Here is a 21,735-nt window from a genome sequence, read left to right as displayed (position 1 = left end):
TTGGCTTATGATACATGAAATCACAGTAAATCTACGTAACCTATCTACCGGTTACATCTCGGGACGTGACACCAGGATTATTACCTCGGGAATAAACGCGTCGCTTCATGCAGGCGAGCTTACATGTCTTCTGGGACAGAACGGCGCAGGCAAGTCGACACTTTTGAAGACGCTTTCCTCCTTCATCCCGGCAGTAAAGGGTGATATTGAATTGTTTGGCATGCCGCTCGGGTCTTATTCCAATTCTGCGCTAGCAAAACTTATCGGGGTCGTACTTACCGACAGGGTGTCGCTCGGCAACATGTCGGCACGCGAGCTCGCCGGGCTTGGACGCTCGCCCTATACGGGTTTTTGGGGCGGGCTTTCCCTGGAGGATAAGGCGATAGTGGATGAGGCTATGGCGCTTGTCGGGATTTCCTCTTTGTCTGACCGTATGGTGGATACGCTTAGTGACGGTGAGCGGCAGAAGGTGATGATTGCCAAGGCTCTCGCCCAGCAGACTAAGGTGATATTTCTTGACGAGCCTACCGCGTTTCTTGATTTTCCCAGTAAAGTGGAACTTATGCAACTCTTGCTCTCGCTTGCACGCAGTCAGGGAAAGACTGTGTTCATGTCGACCCATGATCTTGAACTTGCGTTGCTGACCGCCGACAAAATATGGCTTGTCGACAAGTCAAGGGGAGTCACGACCGGGACGCCTGAGGATCTTGCACTGAATGGGGCTCTTGCGTCTTACTTTGAGCGCGAAGGAGTCAGGTTTGATGCCTCTACCGGCTTGTTTGGAATATCGATGACGCCTGTGAGGGAGATGGCGGTAAGAGGTGCGGGTGTCCGTTACAACATGGTTGTCAAGGCTCTTGCCCGAAATGCCATAGCATTGACTGACAGCGCCGATGATGAGATTGTAGTGACTGATGATGCATTTGAATTTGGCGGAGTGCGTTATATGGACATTGCTTCGCTGCTTGAAGCTATAGTGTGAAATGAATAAGATATATACCCGCACGGGTGATACAGGATATACGTCGGTGCATGGCGGTGGAAGGGTGCTGAAGACCGACCTGCGTATTGAGGCACTGGGTGTTCTGGATGAACTTAATGTGGCAGTCGGAATCGTGCGTTCCCTGATGGATGCGTCTAATCTCCGGCAGCCGGTTCTTAGAAAGATACAGATGACATTGATGAGGCTGATGAGTAATGTAGCGACGCCTTCATGTCTGCGTTCCTGCGACAGCGGCTCTTTTCCTGTTGCTAATGTGGAGGAGCTTGAGGATTGTATCGATGAGATTACAGGGTCAACCGGCAAGCCTGAATATTTTATTTTGCCGGGCGGTGACTCTGTGTCGGCTTTTCTGCATCATGCGCGAGTCACGGCACGCAGGGCTGAACGATGCCTGTGGCGCCTTAATGAGGCTGATGAGGTAGAGCCGGGAATAATGGTCTATGTCAATCGCCTTTCCGACCTGTTTTTCGTGATGGCACGCGCCGAGGCTCTTGATGCCGACATCCCTGAGGAGAGATGGCGGTTGTTCAGGGTGAGGGCAGGGAAAGGCGAGTCAGGATGCCCGTTCATGGAATAAGCGGCTGATTTCAGCTTTTTTCCGACAGTTCAAGCCAGCGCAGCTCTTTTTCATCAAGAATTGCTTTTATCTCTTCATAACGGGCTGACTTGCCAAGTATGTCATCGACAACCTCGCCACTGTTGAACGCGGCTTCCAGTTCGGCCTTCTCAGCTGTCAGGGAGTCAATCTCTTCTGTGAGCGTCTCAAATTCTTTACGTTCCTTGAATGTCATCTTGTTGGATGATTCACGATTGTTGCGTGGCTTCTCTTTTGGCTGTTCCTGCGCTTTCTTCGGCTCCGACAGTTTGCGGCGTTCTTCGGTGTATTCGCGATAGTCGGTGTAATTTCCGGGAAAATCGCGAATCACGCCATCTCCTTCAAACACAAACAGATGGTCGACAATATTGTCAAGGAAAAAGCGGTCATGACTCACGACGATAAGACACCCCTTGAATCCGCGCAGATAGTCCTCCAATATTCCGAGGGTCACAATGTCAAGGTCATTGGTAGGCTCGTCAAGGATAAGGAAATTAGGTGACTGCATCAGCACGGAAGCGAGATGCAGCCTTGCGCGTTCGCCGCCGCTGAGCGTGTGGATATATTTCTGTTGGTCGGCGGGAGAAAAGAGGAAATGGGTGAGAAACTGCATCGGTGAGTAACGGCAGTCTCCGTTAACCACTATGTCGTCGGCGATGTCGGTGATAGCGTCGATGACACGCTTGTTGTCGTCAAACGCAATGCCTTCCTGACTGTAATATCCGAATTTTACGGTTTCACCTACGTTCCACGCTCCGCTGTCGACCGGTACAAGACCCTGCAGCATTTTGATAAACGTTGATTTGCCGGCACCGTTATGCCCTATGATGCCAAGTTTTTCATAACGTGAAAATGTGTAGGTGAAATCGTCAAGTATGACCTTGTCGCCAAATTTTTTGCTTACACCCTCTGCCTCGAAAATCTTTGACCCTATATAGGATGACTTCACGTTAAGAGCTACATTTTCTTCTGTAAGGTTGACGCGTGAGCGGCTTTTAAGGTCGTAAAAGGCGTCGATACGGTATTTTGCCTTACCCGCTCTTGCCTGCGGCTGTCGGCGCATCCATTCCTGCTCTTTGCGCAGGGTGTTTTTTACCTTGGCGAGTTCGGAGGTGAGTGCCTCGATGCGTTCGCGGCGTCGGCGCAGATAGTAGTCATAGTTGCCGTCGTAGGTAAATATCTGTCGTTGGTCTATTTCGATGATTTTGTTTGTCACCCGGTCAAGGAAATATCGGTCATGGGTCACCATGAGCAGAGTTACGCGTGACCGTTTTAGCCAGTTTTCGAGCCATTCGATTACGGCTATGTCAAGATGGTTGGTAGGTTCGTCGAGTATTATCAGTTCCGGCTCTGACAGTATCACCTTTGCGAGCGCCACCCGTTTTGCCTGTCCGCCCGATAGAGTGGCAATGCTTGCTCCGGTGTCGTTTATGCCGAGCTGCGACAAAAGCTGCCGGCAGCGGTCGGCGTAGTCGCGGGCTTCGTCATCGTCATGAAAGTCGTGTCTCACGTCAAGGCAGTAATCCATGACAGTCGTGTTTTGTCCGAAGACTGGTGTCTGGTCAAGAATGCCGACACGCAAGCCGTTGCGGAATATTATTTCTCCGGAATCGGGGCTTTCCTTTCCGGCGATAATGTTGAGCAGCGTGGACTTGCCTGTCCCGTTTTTAGCGATGATGCCTATTTTGTCGCCTTCTGACACTCCGAAGGTGACATCTTCAAATAACATCCTGTCGCCATAACTTTTTGTTAACTTATCGACTTGAAGAAAGCTTGTTGCCATTGATTGATTTTTTATTTGTTTACTGCAAAGATACTACAAGATTGTGCCTCGGTCAATCTACAGATGATAAAATCTTGACAAAATATTTGTTATTTGGACCGGATTGAATTATTTTTGCGATATGTAAATAATATCAAAATAATATCATATGGAAAAGTCGGAAAACAGAGAATTTCAGTACACCGGGGTGATTCTTAACGGGTTTGTCATGCTGCTCGTCATTTATATATTGCTTCCGTTGTTGCTGATGTTTAATCTTTCTTTTGTCATGGAGGTGTTTCGTGACGCCTCAGTCTTGCTGTCAATGATAATCATTGTGTCAATCATTATCTTTTCATTTGGCTTTTTTACCCAGCAGCCCAATGAATCGAGGGTCATGGTGTTTTTCGGCAAATACAAGGGAACACTGCGTAATACCGGATTTTTCTGGGTAAACCCGCTGATGAACCGTAAAAGAATCTCCCTGCGTCTGCGCAATATCGATATAGAGCCGATCAAGGTCAACGACAAATCGGGAAATCCCGTTATGATAGGCATGGTGCTTGTATGGAAAGTGGAGGATACCTATCGCGCGGTATTTGACGTCGATAGTGAGCAAAAGAGCCTGAACATGATGTCGGTAAGCCAGGGTGACACGGCAAATGCGCTTGCTCGCTTTGTCGGCATTCAGAGTGATGCCGCCCTGCGTGAGGTGGCAAGCCGTTACGCTTACGACGAGACCGATAGCCGCGATGGCGAGCTTACATTGCGCAGTGGAGGCGAGGAGATCAACGAACTGCTTGAGCACAAGATTAACGAACGACTTTCAATGGCAGGCATTACTGTCGTGGAGGCACGCCTGAATTATCTTGCCTATGCGCCTGAGATTGCTGCAGTGATGCTCCGCAGGCAGCAGGCTACGGCAATTATCACCGCCCGCGAGAAAATAGTCGAGGGAGCCGTCTCGATGGTGAAGATGGCGCTTGACCGCCTGAAGGAAGAGGCGGTGGTCGAGCTCGATGACGAGCGTAAGGCGACTATGGTCAGCAATTTGCTTGTGGTGCTTTGTGCCGATGAGCCGGCACAGCCTGTCGTAAACGCCGGTACACTTTATCAATAATTGTGGTGTCGTGGAAGAAAAACGGCAAATCAGAAGCAAGGGATTCCTGCTCCGCCTGGAGCCTGAAATAATGGCTGAAGTGGAGCGCTGGGCGGCGCAGGAGTTCCGCTCTGTCAACGGACAGTTGCAGTGGATTATCGCTGATGCTTTGCGTCGCTACAAGCGCAAAGTGAGGTGAACTTCGGAAAAAGATAAACCGTGGGAAGATATTCCGGTATTGCCCGGACTTCCCACGGTTTATCTTTTTTTACGGTGCTGCGGTCTATCGCGCAGCGATGACTTCTATTTCTACAAGTACATTTTTAGGAAGGGTCTTTACAGCAACCGCAGAGCGGGCAGGGTAGGGAGCCTCAAATGTCTCGGCATAAACCTCGTTCATTGCTGCAAAGTCACCCATGTCAGCAAGAAATACTGTGGTCTTTACGACATTTGCCGTTGTCAGTCCCGCAGCTTTAAGGATTGCTTTTACATTGGCGAGTGACTGGGCGGTCTGCGCCTTGATGCCCTCGGGGATGCTTCCGTCGGCAGGGTTGATGGGAATCTGTCCTGACGCGAAGATAAATGAACCTGTGTCGATAGCCTGGCTGTAGGGCCCGATAGCCCCCGGTGCCTCATTGGTGGAAATAGGATTTTTCATCTGTTTTTGTTTGTATTGTTTTTATTAATCATTATTTATGTCTCGTTGACGGTGTGCCCGATATGTCGACTGCGATATTCATCAGCACCACCTCAGAGCCATTTTTTATCGTTGACTGAATCGAGTTTTCTACTTCGTTGATTATGGGTGCAAACTCTTCCTGAAAGTTTGGTATGAAATCTTCGGTTCCCTGGGAATTAAGTTTGTCAAGTACGAAGCCGAGAGTTATTTCGTGGATGTCGACCGCGGGCTGATATGCGTGCTGTTCTTTCTCGTTTTCGGAATATACGATTGAGAGCAGTCCGGCATCGGCCATTTCGCGTATAAGATCGGTTACTATGCGTGACGGCATGTGGTAGAGAGCGGCGAAATCCATAATGGTTAACGGCTGAAGACGCTGGCTGAAGCGCTTGACTATTATGGTCATGATCACGACCGCTATCTTGCGTTTATAGTCGAGCGACATGGCGTTTATGTCATTGCTGAAGTTAAACTGAAAGATGTTTTGTGACGAGTAGCACAGCACCGCTCCGGCAAGGGTGATGCTCCACACGAGCTGAAGCCATATGAGCAGCAGCGGAAGAAATGCGAAGCTACCATATATGGCATTGTATTTCGACACATATATCTGTCCTGACACAAAAAGATATTGCAGTATCTGGAACGCCGTGCCTGCGAGGGTACCGCAATAAAGTGCATGCTTGAATTTTACCTTGGTGTTTGGGAAAAGCATGTACATCCCGGTAAACGACAGCCACGTAAGGAAAAACGGCGCAAGGTCAAGAAGCACCTTTACTGCCGGAGAGAATATCTTGAAGTGGGGATTGTCGACAATCGTTGTCGACATGAGCAGGGAGATTCCGCTTGAACACACCATCAATATCGGCAGTAAAAACATGATTGCCGTGTAGTCAATCACCTTTCGCGCCATAGGGCGGTTGCTTTTTACTCCCCACACCTTGTTGAACGAGTCTTCAATATTGCTCATGAGGGAAATCATGGTCCAGAGCAGAAACACAAGACCTACTCCGACAAAAATCCCCTGTGACGCCTGGGCAAGATAATGGTCGACAAAGCCTATTGCAGTCTCCAGCACTTCGCGCTGAGAAGGGAAAAAGGTGAAAAGCTGCGATTTCAGCAGGTTCTGAAACCCGAATCCCCTGCCGATGGCAAAGAGCAGCGCAAGCGCGGGCACAATGGCAAGCAATGTGTTGTAAGTAAGCATCGAGGCTCTGTTTTGCAGCTCGCTGTTCATGAATGACTGAGCCGACAGGTTGAGGGTCTTTATCGTGTTTACTTTCCAGTTGCGGCGTGTGTCGCTCCACACCCCTGTGGTGCAGTATGTCCAGAAATTACGGGCCCTCTCTGTCCAGGTCTTTATAAGCCCGGACAGTCTTGATGGGGTGGTCTTTTTGTCGCCTGTCATTCTTGTCGTATTTTTAACCGTTTTGCAAAATAACAAAAAAACTCTGTGAAAAGTCTGATTTAGCATTAAAAACATTTAGAGAACTAAAATTTGGTTAACAACGCAGATTGACGTATCTTTGCACTACGATGATTGACGACAAGTCACGGACAATGGCAAGAGCCGCGCTTACGGAGTATCTTAGGGTGAAGAAACTAAGGAAGACCCCGGAGCGCTATGCTATACTTGACAAAGTGTGTGCGATGACGCGCCACTTTGACATCGAGGCATTGTATGCGGCTATCGAGGATGACGGCTTTCATGTGAGCCGGGCGACGCTCTACAATACGATGGAGCTGTTTACCGACTGCGGCATTGTAAGACGTCATCAGTTTGGCACACAGCCGGCTCAGTATGAGCTGGTGACCGGCATGTCCAATCACTTGCATCTCATCTGCCAGCAGTGTGGCAAAATAAAGGAGTCGCAGGACCCCGAGCTTGTAAGATTTATGAACTCACGCAGTTACTCGGCGTTCCACACATCCTACTTTTGTCTATATGTCTACGGAATATGTGCGGCTTGCGCCCGCCGTAACAAGCGCTATGAAACGAAAAAACTGAAAAACAAAACAATATAGAATAACATGAAAGTTGACGTTTTGCTCGGCCTGCAATGGGGCGATGAAGGTAAAGGAAAAGTAGTAGATGTACTTACGCCTCGCTACGATGTGGTGGCACGTTTTCAGGGCGGTCCAAATGCCGGTCACACTCTTGAGTTTGAGGGAAAGAAATATGTGCTCCGGTCGATTCCGTCAGGAATATTCCAGCATGGTCAGACAAATATAATCGGAAACGGTGTCGTGCTTGACCCGGTGCTTTTCCGTGAAGAGGCAGAGGCTCTTGAAAAGAGCGGAATGGATCTTAAAAAGATACTGAAGCTTTCAAAGAAGATACATCTTATTATGCCTACCCACCGCCTCCTTGACGCTGCAAACGAGAAGGCTAAGGGCGGAGCAAAGATCGGCACTACCGGAAAGGGTATCGGCCCTACTTACACCGACAAGGTGAGCCGTAACGGTCTGCGTCTCGGCGATGTTTACCACAATTTCGATAAGAAGTATGCTGCTGCGCGTGACCGTCATGTGGCGATTCTGCGCTCTATGGGCGAGAATCCCGAGTTTTCGGAACTGGAGCAGAAGTGGCTCGATGCTATAGCATATATAAAGGAATATGACATTGTAGACAGCGAGCATCTTGTCAACAAGCTTCTTGACTCTGGAAAGAGTGTGTTATGTGAAGGCGCGCAGGGCACAATGCTTGACGTGGACTTCGGAAGCTATCCGTTTGTCACCTCAAGCAATACCATCTGTGCCGGTGCATGCTCCGGTCTTGGAGTTGCTCCCAATAAAATCGGTGAAGTGTTCGGTATATTCAAGGCTTACTGTACACGTGTCGGAGCGGGTCCGTTCCCGACAGAGCTGTTTGACGAGACAGGCAAGCTGATACGTGACCTCGGTCATGAATACGGTGCCGTCACCGGACGCGAACGCCGCTGCGGATGGATTGACCTCGTGGCTCTAAAATATGCCATAATGATTAACGGTGTCACCCAGCTTATCATGATGAAGAGCGACGTGCTTGACGGATTTGATGAGATTAAGGCATGTGTGGCTTATGAAATCAACGGCGAGCGCGTAGAGGATTTCCCGTTCTCAATCGAGGAAGACGAAATCAAGCCGGTTTATGTCACTCTCCCCGGCTGGAAGACCGACATGACGGCGATGAAGAGCGAAGACGAGTTCCCGCAGCAGTTCAAGGATTACATCACATTCCTTGAGAAAGAGCTCAAGACTCCGATTACAATTGTGTCTATAGGTCCCGACAGGGAGCAGACAATCATAAGAGGATGACAACTGCCCGATAAGGCATGACGTCATCATGACAATCTAAAAATTAATATCATAAAAAACTGACAAGCAATGGCAAAGGTAAAACCATTCAGGGGCATACGCCCGCCTCGCGAGTTTGTCACTCAGGTGGCCTCAAGGCCCTATGACGTGCTGAACTCCGAGGAGGCGCGTGAGGAGGCTCTCGGCAACGAGAAGTCGCTCTATCACATAATAAAGCCAGAAATCGACTTTGAACCAGGCACCGATGAGCATGACCCTAAGGTCTATGACAAGGCTGTGAGCAATTTCAACGCCTTTCAGCGCAACGGCTGGCTCGTGCAGGATGAAAAGGAGCATTACTATATATATGCTCAGACTATGAACGGCAGGACTCAGTATGGCTTTGTCGTGGCGGCAAATGTGGACGACTACATGGAGGGACGCATTAAAAAGCATGAGCTTACCCGTCGCGACAAGGAAGAGGACCGCATGAAGCATGTGCGTGTCAACGACGCCAACATAGAGCCTGTGTTTTTTGCATTCCCCGACTGCGACGTGCTTGACCGCATAATCAAGACGGTTACAGCCGGCGCTCCGGAATATGACTTCGTTGCCCCCGACGGCTTCGGCCATCAGTTCTGGGTGATTGACGACGATGTTTTGACCCGCGAGATTACCGATGCGTTTGAGGCGATGCCCTCGCTGTATATTGCCGACGGTCATCATCGCACTGCCGCTGCCGCGCTTGTCGGCAATGAAAAAGCAAAGGCTAATCCGGCTCATACCGGTGAAGAGGAATACAATTATTTCCTCGCTGTAGCTTTCCCCGCGTCACATCTTACCATTATTGACTATAACCGCGTGGTGCGTGACCTTAACGGCTTGACTCCTGAAAACTTTCTTGAGGCTCTTGACAAGAGCTTTGAGATAGAGCCGAAGGGTGAAGACGAGTATCGCCCCTGCAAGCTCCACAACTTCTCGCTCTATCTTGACGGGAAGTGGTACAGCCTTACGGCTCGCGAAGGCACATATGATGACAGTGACCCGATAGGGCAGCTTGACGTTACGGTGTCAAGCGACCTGATACTTCGCGACATTCTTGGCATACATGACCTTCGCAGTGACAAGCGCATTGACTTTGTGGGCGGCATACGCGGTCTCGGCGAGCTGAAGCGCCGCGTCGATTCAGGCGAGATGGCGGTAGCGCTCGCGCTGTATCCGGTGTCGATGGAGCAGCTTATGCGTATTGCCGACACCGGCAATATTATGCCTCCGAAAACCACCTGGTTTGAACCGAAATTGCGCTCCGGACTTGTAATACATAAGCTTGCCGACTGATGACCGGCACGATTACCCATACAGGCACCGTGGTCAAGGTAACTGCGGGGTCTGTCGGTGTGAAGATACATGACGGCGCCGATAAGTGTGGCGGATGCAGCGTAAGGTTTATGTGCAAGACTTCGGGTGATGACGACAGTGACGTTATCAATGTGCCGGTCAATGATAGCGGGCGGTTTTCCTGTGGCGAGAGCGTGAGGCTTGCCATTTCCGACCGCAAGCAGTATTCCGCCACATTGATAGCGCTCGTATTGCCGTGTATCGCGCTTGCCGCCGGCGTGGCGATAGCTTCGGCGGCAGGGTTTGACGAGGGACTGTGTGCCTTGTCGGGGCTGCTGCTTGTGTCGCTTTACTTCGGCGGGCTATACCTTATGAGAGGACGCGTGAATCGCGGGTTCTCCTGGTCTATTGAGAAGCTTTAAGAATACACTAACTAAATCATTAATTAATACCAACAAATTACCGTGAGATGTCACCAATCATTATTGCTATTTTAATTTTAGGAGGCATAGGCATCTTGAGTGCCTTGATTCTCTTTATTGTCTCGAAGCGGTTTTATGTGGAAGAAGACCCTCGTATCGAACAGATTGAAGGGCTTCTGCCGGGTGCCAACTGTGGTAGCTGCGGTCGTTCGGGCTGTCACGATTTTGCATGTGCCTGCGCCACCGCCGATTCGCTTGACAATCTGATGTGTCCCGGTGCCGGCGAGGAAGCGATGGGTAAAATCGCAGAAATTGTCGGACTTACCGCAGTGGCGGCAAAGCCTATGGTCGCTGTGCTGCGTTGTAACGGTTCGTGCGAAAACCGCCCCACAACTTCCAATTATGACGGTCCGCGCTCATGTGCCATTCTCAGCTCGCTGAGTGCCGGCACTACCGATTGCCCCTACGGGTGTCTCGGCTGTGGCGACTGTGTGGGTGCTTGCCGTTTCGGCGCGCTGCACATGGATCCCGTGACCGGACTTCCTGTCGTGGATTATGACAAATGTACCGGCTGCGGTGCATGTGCCAAAGCTTGTCCGCGCCACATTTTCGAGCTGCGTGCCAAGGGACCGAAGGGTCTGCGTGTCTGGGTGGCTTGTGCCAACAAGGATCGCGGAGCGCAAGCGCGTAAAGAATGTTCGGCAGCCTGCATCGGCTGTGGCAAGTGTCAGAAGGTGTGCCCGTTTGAGGCAATCACCGTAGCCGACAATCTCGCTTATATCGACTTCGAGAAGTGTCGTCTGTGTCACAAGTGTGTGGCTGAATGCCCGACAAAGGCTATCCACACCACGAGAATAGTAAAGGAAACCAAGGTAACCGAATAACACCATGTTGCATACATTTCGTAAAGGTGGAGTGCATCCGCCTGAAAGTAAACTGACAGCCTCGGAGAAGATTGTCCCCGTAGAGCTGCCGCGCGAAGTGGTAATTACCTTTGCGCAACATATCGGAGCTCCGGCAAAATGTGAATTAAAGAAGGGCGACCATGTTAACCGTGGCGACCTTGTTGCCGCGGCGGGAGGTTTTGTGTCGGCTAATGTACACGCCTCAATCTCCGGTACAGTGACAAAAATTGACAAGTATAAGACCGCGTTGGGCATCCCCGTCGACACCGTGACCATTACCGCCGACGAGGAGGACCACAAGCGCGATATCGAGGCAATCGCCGCGCTTAAACCGCTGCGTAGCGATGAGGAGATAGCCGCCCTTGATTCAAAGGCGCTTGTCGCTATCATCGATGGCGCCGGAATAGTGGGTCTCGGAGGTGCTACCTTCCCTACAAAAGTGAAGCTGTCGCCCCCTCCGGGCAGCACGGCTGAGGTGCTTATAATCAATGCTGTAGAGTGTGAGCCCTATCTTACCAATGACCATGCGTTGATGCTTGAGTGTCCCGACGAGATTATTGCCGGAGTGCAGTTGCTTATGAAGGCTGCCGGAGTTGAACGTGCCATAATAGGCATCGAGGCAAACAAGGGCAACGCCATCGACCTCCTTACAGCAAAGGCTGCCGCTGCCGACAGCCGCATTGAAGTGATGGGGCTGAAAGTGAAATATCCGCAGGGCGGTGAAAAGCAGCTTATCGATGCAACGATAGGCAAGGAAGTGCCTTCAGGGGCGCTCCCTATCGCTACCGGTGCGATAGTCCAGAATGTAGCCACTGCCTATGCTGTCTATGAGGCGGTGAAGTTTGGCAAGCCGCTTATCGAGCGTGTCGTTACTGTGACAGGTCCTTCGGTAGCGAAGCCGGGCAATTACCGCGCTGCCATAGGCATCAACATGAAAGAGCTCATAGATGTTGCCGGCGGAGTGCCTGCCGACACGGGAAAGATTATCCTTGGCGGTCCGATGATGGGTAAGAGCGTCGTGCAGATTGACGCGCCCACCGTGAAAGGTACTTCCGGCATCTTGATGCTTCCTGAGAAAGAGGCTGTGCGCAACAAGGTTGAGCCGTGTATCCGCTGTGCGTCGTGTGTCAGCGCGTGCCCAATGGGGCTCGAGCCTTATCTCATAAGCACGCTTTCACGCCTCGGAAGGTGGGAAGAGGTAGAGGAGGCTAAAGTGATGAACTGCATCGAGTGTGGTTGCTGTAGCTTTATTTGCCCGTCCACCCGTCCGATACTTGATTTTATTAGACTTGGTAAAACTACTGTCGGCGGCATCATCCGTGCGCGCCAGCAAAAATAAACAATGGAAAAATGAGCCCAATGTTAACAATTTCGGCGTCGCCTCATGTCCACACACGCAGAACCGTGTCGTCATGCATGTGGCACGTCATAATAGCGCTCCTTCCTGCGCTCGCATGCTCGCTCTATTTCTTTGGAGTGGGTGCTTTGATCGTGACTGTCACCGCACTGCTCGGCTGCATGGTCACCGAGTATGTCGTGAACCGCTGGATGTTTGGCAATCCGGAGGCTACACTTGCCAACGGGTCGGCTATACTGACCGGTCTGCTTCTCGCCTTTAACCTCCCGTCCAATCTTCCGGTGTGGATTGTGCTCATCGGTTGTGTCGTTGCGATAGGTATCGGTAAAATGGCGTTTGGCGGTCTCGGATGCAATATCTGGAATCCGGCTCTTGTAGGTCGTGTGTTCCTGCTTATCTCTTTCCCTGTGCAGATGACCTCCTGGCCTATCCCGCTGGAAAATACCTGGAATTATACCGACGCCACTACCGGAGCGACAACTCTCGGCATGCTTAAACTCGGAGAGATTCAGGCTGCCGATGTAAACCTTGCCAATCAGGCAATCGGATATATGGGCGGTTCGCTCGGAGAGGTTGCAGCCATAGCCCTGATAATCGGCTTTATCTATCTTCTTTGTGTGAAGGTGATTACATGGCATATCCCTGTTGCCGTGCTCGGTACGGTAGCTCTGTTCACTCTTTGTCTCGGCGACAATGTGGCTGTCGAGCTTCTGTCGGGCGGTCTTATCCTCGGAGCCTGCTTCATGGCTACCGACTATGTGACCTCGCCTATGTCTCATAAGGGCATGATTGTGTTCGGTGTGCTTATCGGAGTCATTACAATCGTTATCCGTAAGTGGGGAGCATATCCAGAGGGTGTGTCTTTCGCTATTCTGCTTGCCAACAGTGTCGTGCCTCTGATTGACCGTTATATTAAGCCGCGTAAGTTCGGAGAAAGGAGTAAAAAATGAAAAAACTGGCTTCTACACTGCCCAACATGATAATCTCGCTGGGCGTGATTACCATAGTCGCTTCGGCGCTTCTCGCGTGGGCCAACGGTGTTACCGCCGAGCCTATAGCTGCGGCTGAAAAGCAGACCCGTGTCGATGCTATAAAAGATGTGTTGCCGGCGTTTGACAACGACCCCCTTGCCAAGGCGCAGGATGTTAATGTGATCGTGGGCGGTAATCCGTTTATCGTCTATCCCGCCTTTGAGGGCGACAAGTTTGTCGGTGCTGCGGTAGAGGGTTACACTCTCAACGGTTTCTCAGGCGAGGTGAAAGTGATGTATGGATTTGACGCCGACGGTGTTGTGCGCGGCTATCAGGTGCTTTCCCATGCCGAGACTCCCGGTCTTGGAGCCAAGATGAATGAATGGTTCCGCATGGAAGAGGGTAACCGTAGTGTCATTGACAAAGATCCGGCTACAGTCAACATGACCGTCGCGAAGGATGGAGGCGACATTGACGCTATCACAGCCGCCACTATCAGCTCGCGTGCGTTCCTGTCGGCACTTTGTGATTGTTATAAAGCGTTTGTGACTTATAAAAATGACCGCAACAATGAATAAACTACGTATCATCTATAACGGACTTGTAGTGGAAAACCCTACATTTGTCCTCCTGCTCGGTATGTGTCCGACGCTTGGCACCACAGGCTCTGCAATGAACGGTATGTCTATGGGTCTCGCGACGATGGGAGTGCTCATCTGTTCCAATATCGTTATCTCGGCAATCAAGAGCCTCGTGCCCGACAAGGTGCGTATCCCGGCGTTTATTGTCGTGATTGCCACATTCGTGACGCTGCTTCAGATGATGATGCAGGCCTATCTCCCTGAGCTTAACGCAAGCCTTGGATTGTTTATCCCTCTTATTGTGGTAAACTGTATCGTGCTTGGACGCGCCGAGGCTTTTGCATCGCGTCATTCCGTGATTGATTCCGCATTTGACGGTGTCGGCATAGGTCTTGGTTTCACTGTCGCCCTTACGTTGCTTGGCGCCGTGCGTGAGATTCTCGGCACAGGATGCGTGTTTGGCGCTCAGGTTTATCCCGAGACCTACGGCTCGCTCGTGTTTGTCCTTGCCCCCGGAGCGTTCATTGCCCTTGGATTTCTTGTGGCGTTGTTTAATTATATACGTAATCGTTCATAATCATGCTCACATATCTTTCAATCATCGTAACGGCAATATTTGTCAACAATATTGTCTTCGCGCAGTTCCTCGGAATATGCCCGTTTCTCGGCGTTTCAAAGAAGCTGTCATCAGCGACCGGTATGGGAGCTGCTGTTACATTTGTGATGCTGCTTGCCACTCTCGTGGCGTGGCTGCTTCAGATTTATGTGCTTGACCCGCTCGGGCTCGCATATCTGCAGACAATTGTCTTTATCCTTGTGATTGCCGCTCTCGTGCAGATGCTGGAGATTATATTAAAGAAGATTGCGCCGGCTCTTTATCAGGCTCTCGGTGTGTTTCTTCCGCTTATCACCACTAACTGTGCGGTGCTTGGTGTCGCAATCCTTGTGATACAGAAAGGCTTCAATCTGGGCGAATCGCTCACCTATGCTATCGCTACTGCCGTGGGCTTTACGCTCGCGCTGGTGATTTTTGCCGGCATAAGGGAGAAGCTGACGCTTGTGGCTGTCCCCGGACCGATGAAAGGTGTGCCTGTGGCTCTGCTTTGCGCAGGCTTGCTCGCACTTGCCTTCATGGGTTTCTCAGGCATTTCCATAGGATGACACATCTCTAAATCATATGAAAATAGCCGCGGCACATTTTTTTGTCGCGGCTATTTTTTTGTCAGTTGGTCGTTACGGCGTCAGCAGGCGCAAAGTCGGGTCGGGGGGATGCTCTGCCGCTGTCGGCCGGTGATGATGTTGCGCTATTTGCGCTCTACCGAGTCTTCGTCGATCGCGATTATCTTTATTCCGAGAGAGCGGTTTTTAATTGTCGGGTTGCCTTTGTGGTAGACCTTGCCGCTCGCTCCTATCACGTTAAGGCTGCTGACGGGGTAGCACCCTATGAAACCGGTGCCGAGTAGCGAACACTTCACTTCGTCAGCCTCCAGGTCGTCGGCCTGGATAGAACCGGTGCCGACAAGCGTGTACTTTGCCTTTGTCGCCTTGCCATAGAGCGTGAGCGTGCCGTTGCCGGTATCGAGCGATCCGTCAAGGTTGGTTGCGTCGATGCCATGTACGGCAAGAGAGCCGTTGCCTATAAGGCGCGCCTTGAAATTGGGTGTCGGATTCATCGACAGCACCCTCACCAGCGAGTCGCCGCTGTTTTCAACCTTGCTCAGGAAGCGTGAATAGACATTAATGAGAGGTAGATTGTCATAGTCTATGCCGTCGGTTGAAATCTGCATTTCAAGACGGCTTTTTTCATTGGTGAACATAAGCACCGATGCTATGTCGGGCGATGTAACGAAGCTCACATAGCCTGCCGAGTCAGGGTTGCAGCGATAGTCGACGCGCAGTCCCTCTATAACGATAAGCTCGTTAAAGTCCTTCACGTCGAGTTCATATCTGCGCATGTCGTCGGCTGCTGTCGCTGCGCCGATGCCGAGCATGGAGATGATGGCTGATGCCAGAAATCGTCTAATCATCATAGCTTTATTCTTGGTTTTCGTTATGGTTTATCTCTCCGGCGGTGTTGATTGCCGGAAGTATTTCATTTTCTATACGGTCGAGTATGGCGTTTAGTTCGCTGTGGGTCGAGGCGCGCAACATCGCTATACGCGTGTCTCTGAAGTGGGGTATGCCTTTAAACAATGGCGAAGCCGCGAGATGGCGGCGTATGTGAAGTATGCCCCGGTACTCGTCGATGTTCTCGATGCTTTCTGCTATCTGTCGCCTGAGGAGCGAGAATTTGGTCGACAGCGACAGCGGCTCTTCCTCCGGCGACTTGCCGGCGAGGGCGAGCTTCACGTCATGAAATATCCACGGAGCGCCTATCGACGCCCTGCCTATCATCACCCCGTCCACGCCGTAGCGGCTGAAAGCCTCTGCGGCTTTCTCCGGAGTGGTTATGTCGCCGTTACCTATAAGCGGTATCGTCAGCCTCGGGTTTTCCTTGACTCGTGTTATCATTTCCCAGTCGGCTTCACCCGTGTACATCTGCGAGCGTGTCCTTCCATGCACTGTGAGTGCGCTGATGCCGCAGTCCTGCAACTGCTCAGCGAGCTCCACGATTATTTTCGAGTCGTGGTCCCATCCCAGGCGTGTCTTTACCGTGACCGGAATGTTGACGGCTTTCACCACGGCTGATGTTATGGCAAGCATTTTGGGGATGTCGCGGAGCATTCCTGCACCCGCTCCCTTGCCCGCCACTTTTTTCACAGGACATCCGAAATTGATGTCAAGAATGTCGGGCTTGGCCGCCTCGACTATCTTCGCCGCCTCAACCATCGGCTCTGTTTCCCTGCCGTATATCTGTATTGCTGTAGGACGTTCGGCGGGGTTTATGTGGAGTTTGCGTGTGGTAGCACTGATATTTCGGATGAGCGCGTCGGCCGATACAAATTCGGTGTACACCATGTCGGCTCCCTGCTCTTTGCAGATAAGCCTGAAAGAGTGGTCGGTGACATCTTCCATCGGTGCAAGCATCACCGGGCGTTCACCCAGATCTATGTTTCCTATTTTCATCCTTTGAGTAATCTTCTGTTCTTTACATGCGAAGTTAAGGAAAAATGTGCATATTTCATCATTCCCGCGACAAATGGGACAGATTATTTACTAAATGTAAGAATCGAACATCGCTCGCGGGTGAGCATCCGCGCCGCTTCCTGCAGCTCTTCGGCGGTGATGCTGTTGATGCGCTCACGCGCTTCCTTTGCAGGCACTATCCTGTTGTTGAACAGCGCGCTCCTGCCTATCGACAGGGCATACTGCTCGCGGTTTTCCCCGGCTACTATCGACTGTCCGAGATACTGCTTTTTTGCTGCGTCAAGGGTGCGCTTGCTCACGGGGTCGGCGGCGAGGCGGTCGATTATGTCAAATATAAGCTGCCGGCATGGCATCACGTGCTCGTCGTCGCAGCCGAAATAAACGGTAAAGAGTCCGCAGTCGGTAAAGAGCGATGTGTAGGCGTCGACCGAGTAGACGTAGCCGTGGCGCTCGCGCAGCTCCACGTTGAACAGGGAGTTCATGCAGGGTCCGCCGAGCATGTTGGTGAGCAGTCCGAACACTCGCTTGTGGTCTTCATGCATTCCGGGTATGCGCGCCCCTATCACAGTGTGGCTCTGATGGGTGTTGATGTTGCGTGTGATGTCAAATGCCTTATTGACTGCCGGCGCTTCCGTGGCGGCTGTGGCGGTAGGGTGGTGCAGTGGTCCGAAATAGCGCTCTGCCGCTGCATAGAGACGCGAGGCAGAAGTGGGACCGAGATAGAAAAGCACCATGTTGCCCGGTGTATAATATGTGTCGAGAAATCCTCGGCAGGTGGCGGGAGTGAACGACGCGATGGTCGACGTGTTGCCGAGTATGTTATGTCCTAACGGTGACCCGGCGAATATAAGGTCGTTGAATTCATCGAAAATAGCGTCGGCGGGGGTGTCGAGATATGATGATATTTCATCCATCACCACCTCGCGCTCCTTGTCAATCTCGCGCTCGGGAAAGCGTGAGCGGCTTACAAGGTCGGCTATCAGTTCTATGGCGCGTGAAAGGTTGCCTTTCGGAAAGGCGGCATACACCATGGTCACTTCTTCCGATGTATAGGCGTTCAGTTCACCGCCGACAGCCTCCATGCGGTTGATTATGTGCCATGACCGTCGCTTGTCGGTCCCTTTGAATATGGTGTGCTCGACAAAGTGGGCTATCCCGTATGTGTCGGGTGTCTCATTACGGCTTCCCGCCTTGACGGCAAGTCCGCAATACTCGGCTTGTGAACGTGAGGGGCAGTGGACTATTCGCAGTCCGTTGGGAAGTGTCATGTAAGTGAATGTATCTTTTTCTGTCGCCATAATCTTGTTCTTTTAAGTTAACGGCAAAAAAAAATTACTCGTCGTCACGACGAATAATCTTTTTACCTTAAATCTAATACCATGAAAAACTGATACAAAGGTAGGGATTATATTTTAACCGCCAAAAAATAATTAGCTAAAAAATTCCGTAATTAACATTTATTATACAAAATACGGCAAAATCAATTATATTAATAAAAATTAACAAAATGGGGGGGGTAAAATGAAACACTTTTTGTAGATTTGTAACCGATTTAAACCTCTATTGGAGTATTTTAATACTTTATTATATTTTTAACTAAACCATTTAGCAATTATGAAAAAGTTGATTTTTGCTGTAGCCCTTATCGCAGCAAGCGTATCTATGAATGCACAGGACTATAATCGCGTAGCCTTGTCTTATGATTACACAGGTCTATCTTTCAACAAGGAGATGGATTTCTTTTACACTGAAAAAGCCGAGACTCTTGGAACAAACGGTTTTGGTCTTAACTACACCCACGGTTTCGGCGTGGCCAACAACATGTTTGTTGAGGCAGGTGCCAATATCGATTTCCTTTTCGGTTCACGCACAGAAAAAGAAGACGGGTGGGAAGAAACCCTAAAGACTCAGAATATCAACCTTCAGGTTCCTGTAAACTTTGTTTATCGCTTCAACATCACTGAAGGTGTATCAATCGACCCCTATGTAGGTCTTAACTTCAAGCTTCATTTTTCAGAGAGAATGAGATTTGAAGATGAAGAAGAGACTGGCAAGTGGGAGAGCGTGTTTGACGATGGTGAAGACGCTATGTGGGGCAAGGATAATACCTGGAACCGCTTCCAGATGGGATGGCAGATTGGTGTCGGCTTGAACTATGAGAAGTATTATCTCGGCGTGCAGGTTGGTACTGACTTTATCCCCGCTTACAGCCACAAGGTTAATAATGTAACTGGCAAGGTTAACACAACCAATGTAAAGGTATCTCTCGGTTATACTTTCTAATCGAAGACAACCATCTTGTATTTCCACTCGCCCGCTGCTCCTGCAGTGTATGCATATCCCCGAGAGGTTGGATTTTGCGTGAGAGCAAACAAGGTCGTTGAAATTTTGTTATATAGTTACAATGCGGGTTAAATAATTGACTCCTTTAAATATAATTCAATAACTAAAATTCAAAATCAATGAAGAAGTTTATTGCATTTGCTATTGCTGCCGTTGTCGCTCTCGGCGCGGCTGCACAAGACATTTATGTAGGTGGATCTATCGGTGCCTGGCGTAACGGCAGCGACCATGTGACAACAATGGGCATCCTCCCCGAGATTGGTTACAACCTTAGTGACAATACTGCTATCGGTACTACTATCGGATGGTCTTATTACCATAACAGTGAAAAGGTTACTACCAATCTGTTCCAGATTGCCCCTTACTATCGTTATTCATTCTTTAAGAGCGGTATCGTAAGCTTGTTTGTCGACGGTGGTTTCGGTGTCGGCGCAGGTCGCACAAGCTATGACGGAGAAAACGGCAAGACTGCCGTGACATGGGAAATTGGTGTGAAGCCGGGTATTTCCGTGGCTCTTTCCGAGAAGTGCAGCATCGTTGCCCATGTCGGCATGCTCGGTTATCAGGGTGCCAACCATGCGGCTAAAGACGGTGGTGCCGACGAGGGCTGGGGCGTATTGCTTAACGGCAACAATATCAGCTTCGGATTCTATTACACCTTCTAAAACATACTGCATGACGCAGATTTTCCGTGCTCAAATTTGGGCACGGATTTTTTTTTATATTCTAAAATAGTTATCTTTGTCTATTATGAGTGGAATAAACAAGACTAATGCCGCGCGTCTTCTCGACCGCGCAAAAATCGCTTATGAGCTTGTGCCCTATACGGTTGATGAAAATAATCTTGCTGCCGACCATGTCGCCGAGGAGCTTGGCGAGGATATACGCCAGGTGTTCAAGACCCTTGTGCTGCATGGCGACAGGTGTGGACACTTCGTGTGTGTCATTCCGGGAAACATGGAGGTCGACCTGAAAGCGGCGGCAAAAGTAGCCGGGGCAAAGAAAGCCGAGATGATACCGATGAAAGAGCTGCTGCCTCTTACGGGCTATATCCGCGGCGGCTGCTCGCCTATAGGCATGAAGAAGAGTTTTCCCACTTATTTTCATTCGACGGCCACCGACTTCGATGAGATATATGTCAGCGCGGGGGTGCGCGGGCTTCAGCTCCGTATCTCGCCCGCCGATCTTATATCTTATGTGAGAGCAACAGTGGCTGACATTGCTACACCTATGGACAGTAAAGATGATGAATAGTTTCGGCAAAATATACAGGCTCACCACCTTTGGCGAGTCCCACGGCGCCGCGGTAGGCGGTGTAATCGACGGCATGCCTGCCGGAGTGGAAATCGACCTTGATGAGGTGCAGCGCCAGCTTGACCGGCGACGTCCCGGTCAGTCGGCAATCGTGACGGCGCGCGACGAGAAAGACCGCGTGAAAATTTTAAGCGGACTCTTTGAAGGCAAGTCTACAGGCACTCCTGTGGGCTTTATCGTGGAGAATGCCGACCAGCACTCAGGCGACTATGACAACATGCGCCATCTCTTCCGCCCCTCCCATGCCGATTATACCTACACCGCTAAATATGGATTGCGTGACCATCGCGGCGGCGGCAGGTCGTCGGCGCGCGAGACCATATCCCGAGTCGTTGGTGGCGCGTTTGCCATGCAGGCTCTCGCCGGAGCGGGTGTATCGGTCTATGCCTATACGTCGCGTGTGGGCGATATCGCTCTTGACGATGACTATACACTCTATGACCCGTCGCTGATAGAGACTAATGCGGTAAGATGCCCTGACCCGGAAAAAGCCGTAGCAATGGAGCGGCTTATATCGGAAGTCAAGAAGGACGGTGACACAATAGGGGGCATCGTGACTTGTGTCATAAAAGGAGTGCCGGTAGGTCTCGGCTCGCCGGCATTTGGAAAGCTCCACTCGCGCCTTGGCGAGGCTATGCTGTCAATCAATGCAGCAAAGGGCTTTGAATATGGCATGGGCTTTGCCGGAGCATGCAGGCGTGGAAGCGAGATGATTGACGTGTTCACTAATGACGGCGGCAGGATACATACCCTCACCAATCACTCCGGAGGCATCCAGGGCGGTATTTCCAACGGGGAGGACATATATTTCAAGGTAGCCTTCAAGCCTGTAGCCACATTGCTTAAAGAGGTTGCAACCGTGGATGACGCCGGCAATGCCGCAACGTTGAAAGCGCGCGGACGTCATGACCCTTGTGTGCTCCCGCGTGCGGTGCCTGTAGTCGAGGCTATGGCTGCGATGGTGGTTCTGGATGCGTGGCTCATGAACAAGACTGTACACATGTAA

The 21,735-nt window shown here is 50.7% G+C and carries 24 protein-coding genes; 18 read left to right on the top strand and 6 right to left on the bottom strand.

The features are described 5' to 3' along the window. Positions 1-7 precede the first annotated feature (7 nt). Both E4T81_RS06905 and E4T81_RS06900 read left to right on the top strand, forming a co-directional pair. Positions 8-982: an ABC transporter ATP-binding protein gene (locus tag E4T81_RS06905; RefSeq protein WP_135042746.1), complete on the top strand. Its 975-nt coding sequence runs from the start codon at positions 8-10 to the stop codon at positions 980-982. 1 nt (position 983) lies between these two features. Next, on the top strand, positions 984-1,580 hold the full coding sequence (locus tag E4T81_RS06900) for a cob(I)yrinic acid a,c-diamide adenosyltransferase (protein WP_135042744.1): 597 nt from the start codon (positions 984-986) through the stop codon (positions 1,578-1,580). A 10-nt stretch (positions 1,581-1,590) separates the two neighbouring features. Here the strand turns inward: E4T81_RS06900 and E4T81_RS06895 are convergent, their stop codons facing one another. Continuing rightward, complete coding sequence (locus E4T81_RS06895) at positions 1,591-3,381, bottom strand: ABC-F family ATP-binding cassette domain-containing protein (RefSeq protein WP_135042742.1); 1,791 nt, start codon at positions 3,379-3,381, stop codon at positions 1,591-1,593. A 148-nt stretch (positions 3,382-3,529) separates the two neighbouring features. On the opposite strand from E4T81_RS06895, the gene E4T81_RS06890 reads away from it, so the two are divergent. Both E4T81_RS06890 and E4T81_RS06885 read left to right on the top strand, forming a co-directional pair. Next, complete coding sequence (locus E4T81_RS06890) at positions 3,530-4,480, top strand: SPFH domain-containing protein (protein ID WP_135042740.1); 951 nt, start codon at positions 3,530-3,532, stop codon at positions 4,478-4,480. 10 nt (positions 4,481-4,490) lie between these two features. Beyond that, complete coding sequence (locus E4T81_RS06885; protein ID WP_135042738.1) at positions 4,491-4,658, top strand: DNA-binding protein; 168 nt, start codon at positions 4,491-4,493, stop codon at positions 4,656-4,658. Between the two features lie 84 nt (positions 4,659-4,742). Here E4T81_RS06885 and E4T81_RS06880 read toward each other — a convergent pair whose 3' ends face one another. Beyond that, the gene (locus E4T81_RS06880; RefSeq protein ID WP_135042736.1) at positions 4,743-5,117 is read right to left on the bottom strand and encodes a RidA family protein; all 375 of its coding nucleotides are present in this window, start codon (positions 5,115-5,117) and stop codon (positions 4,743-4,745) included. Positions 5,118-5,148: 31 nt separating this feature from the next. After that, on the bottom strand, positions 5,149-6,543 hold the full coding sequence (locus tag E4T81_RS06875) for a YihY/virulence factor BrkB family protein (RefSeq protein WP_167761757.1): 1,395 nt from the start codon (positions 6,541-6,543) through the stop codon (positions 5,149-5,151). Positions 6,544-6,671: 128 nt separating this feature from the next. On the opposite strand from E4T81_RS06875, the gene E4T81_RS06870 reads away from it, so the two are divergent. The 10 genes from E4T81_RS06870 (at position 6,672) to E4T81_RS06825 (ending at position 15,146) form a co-directional block, all read left to right on the top strand. Next, entirely contained in the window at positions 6,672-7,160 is a 489-nt protein-coding gene (locus E4T81_RS06870; protein WP_135042732.1) for a Fur family transcriptional regulator, read from the top strand. 6 nt (positions 7,161-7,166) lie between these two features. Then, entirely contained in the window at positions 7,167-8,432 is a 1,266-nt protein-coding gene (locus tag E4T81_RS06865; protein WP_135042730.1) for an adenylosuccinate synthase, read from the top strand. Positions 8,433-8,501: 69 nt separating this feature from the next. Further along, a complete protein-coding gene (locus E4T81_RS06860; protein ID WP_135042728.1) occupies positions 8,502-9,749 on the top strand; it encodes a DUF1015 domain-containing protein in 1,248 nt (415 codons plus the stop codon). Continuing rightward, positions 9,749-10,171 carry a SoxR reducing system RseC family protein gene (locus E4T81_RS06855; RefSeq protein ID WP_135042726.1) on the top strand — a complete coding sequence of 141 codons (423 nt, stop codon included), beginning with the start codon at positions 9,749-9,751 and terminating at the stop codon, positions 10,169-10,171. The genes E4T81_RS06860 and E4T81_RS06855 overlap by 1 nt, the downstream gene beginning before the upstream one ends. 47 nt (positions 10,172-10,218) lie before the next feature. Then, complete coding sequence (locus E4T81_RS06850) at positions 10,219-11,055, top strand: RnfABCDGE type electron transport complex subunit B (protein WP_135042724.1); 837 nt, start codon at positions 10,219-10,221, stop codon at positions 11,053-11,055. 4 nt (positions 11,056-11,059) lie between these two features. Then, positions 11,060-12,415 (top strand): electron transport complex subunit RsxC, encoded by a 1,356-nt coding sequence (gene rsxC / locus E4T81_RS06845; RefSeq protein ID WP_135042722.1) that lies wholly within the window; start codon positions 11,060-11,062, stop codon positions 12,413-12,415. A gap of 11 nt (positions 12,416-12,426) precedes the next feature. Next, positions 12,427-13,383: an RnfABCDGE type electron transport complex subunit D gene (locus E4T81_RS06840; RefSeq protein WP_135042720.1), complete on the top strand. Its 957-nt coding sequence runs from the start codon at positions 12,427-12,429 to the stop codon at positions 13,381-13,383. Continuing rightward, positions 13,380-13,982, top strand: a complete 603-nt coding sequence (locus E4T81_RS06835; RefSeq protein ID WP_135042718.1) for an RnfABCDGE type electron transport complex subunit G — start codon at positions 13,380-13,382, stop codon at positions 13,980-13,982. The genes E4T81_RS06840 and E4T81_RS06835 overlap by 4 nt, the downstream gene beginning before the upstream one ends. Further along, positions 13,975-14,562, top strand: a complete 588-nt coding sequence (locus E4T81_RS06830) for an RnfABCDGE type electron transport complex subunit E (protein ID WP_135042716.1) — start codon at positions 13,975-13,977, stop codon at positions 14,560-14,562. The genes E4T81_RS06835 and E4T81_RS06830 overlap by 8 nt, the downstream gene beginning before the upstream one ends. 2 nt (positions 14,563-14,564) lie before the next feature. Next, the gene (locus tag E4T81_RS06825; RefSeq protein ID WP_135042714.1) at positions 14,565-15,146 is read left to right on the top strand and encodes an electron transport complex protein RnfA; all 582 of its coding nucleotides are present in this window, start codon (positions 14,565-14,567) and stop codon (positions 15,144-15,146) included. Positions 15,147-15,289: 143 nt separating this feature from the next. Here the strand turns inward: E4T81_RS06825 and E4T81_RS06820 are convergent, their stop codons facing one another. The 3 genes from E4T81_RS06820 to E4T81_RS06810 all read right to left on the bottom strand — a co-directional run bounded on the left by E4T81_RS06820 (position 15,290) and on the right by E4T81_RS06810 (position 18,370). Next, the gene (locus E4T81_RS06820) at positions 15,290-16,015 is read right to left on the bottom strand and encodes a GIN domain-containing protein (RefSeq protein ID WP_135042712.1); all 726 of its coding nucleotides are present in this window, start codon (positions 16,013-16,015) and stop codon (positions 15,290-15,292) included. Between the two features lie 4 nt (positions 16,016-16,019). Then, positions 16,020-17,051, bottom strand: coding sequence for a tRNA dihydrouridine synthase DusB (gene dusB / locus E4T81_RS06815; RefSeq protein ID WP_135042710.1), 1,032 nt, complete (start codon positions 17,049-17,051; stop codon positions 16,020-16,022). 83 nt (positions 17,052-17,134) lie between these two features. Further along, positions 17,135-18,370, bottom strand: a complete 1,236-nt coding sequence (locus E4T81_RS06810; RefSeq protein WP_135042708.1) for a pitrilysin family protein — start codon at positions 18,368-18,370, stop codon at positions 17,135-17,137. A 316-nt stretch (positions 18,371-18,686) separates the two neighbouring features. On the opposite strand from E4T81_RS06810, the gene E4T81_RS06805 reads away from it, so the two are divergent. The 4 genes from E4T81_RS06805 to aroC all read left to right on the top strand — a co-directional run bounded on the left by E4T81_RS06805 (position 18,687) and on the right by aroC (position 21,735). Then, positions 18,687-19,355 carry an outer membrane beta-barrel protein gene (locus E4T81_RS06805; protein ID WP_135042706.1) on the top strand — a complete coding sequence of 223 codons (669 nt, stop codon included), beginning with the start codon at positions 18,687-18,689 and terminating at the stop codon, positions 19,353-19,355. Between the two features lie 179 nt (positions 19,356-19,534). Then, positions 19,535-20,080 (top strand): outer membrane beta-barrel protein, encoded by a 546-nt coding sequence (locus tag E4T81_RS06800; RefSeq protein WP_135042704.1) that lies wholly within the window; start codon positions 19,535-19,537, stop codon positions 20,078-20,080. A gap of 85 nt (positions 20,081-20,165) precedes the next feature. Next, positions 20,166-20,669, top strand: a complete 504-nt coding sequence (gene ybaK / locus E4T81_RS06795) for a Cys-tRNA(Pro) deacylase (RefSeq protein WP_135042702.1) — start codon at positions 20,166-20,168, stop codon at positions 20,667-20,669. After that, positions 20,659-21,735: a chorismate synthase gene (aroC, locus tag E4T81_RS06790; RefSeq protein WP_135042700.1), complete on the top strand. Its 1,077-nt coding sequence runs from the start codon at positions 20,659-20,661 to the stop codon at positions 21,733-21,735. Before ybaK ends, aroC begins: the two co-directional genes overlap by 11 nt.

The sequence above is a fragment of the Barnesiella sp. WM24 genome, assembly GCF_004570975.1.
GTDB lineage: Bacteria > Bacteroidota > Bacteroidia > Bacteroidales > Muribaculaceae > Muribaculum.
Note: the sequence above shows the minus strand (reverse complement) of the source record. Positions and strands in the feature narration are given on the sequence as shown.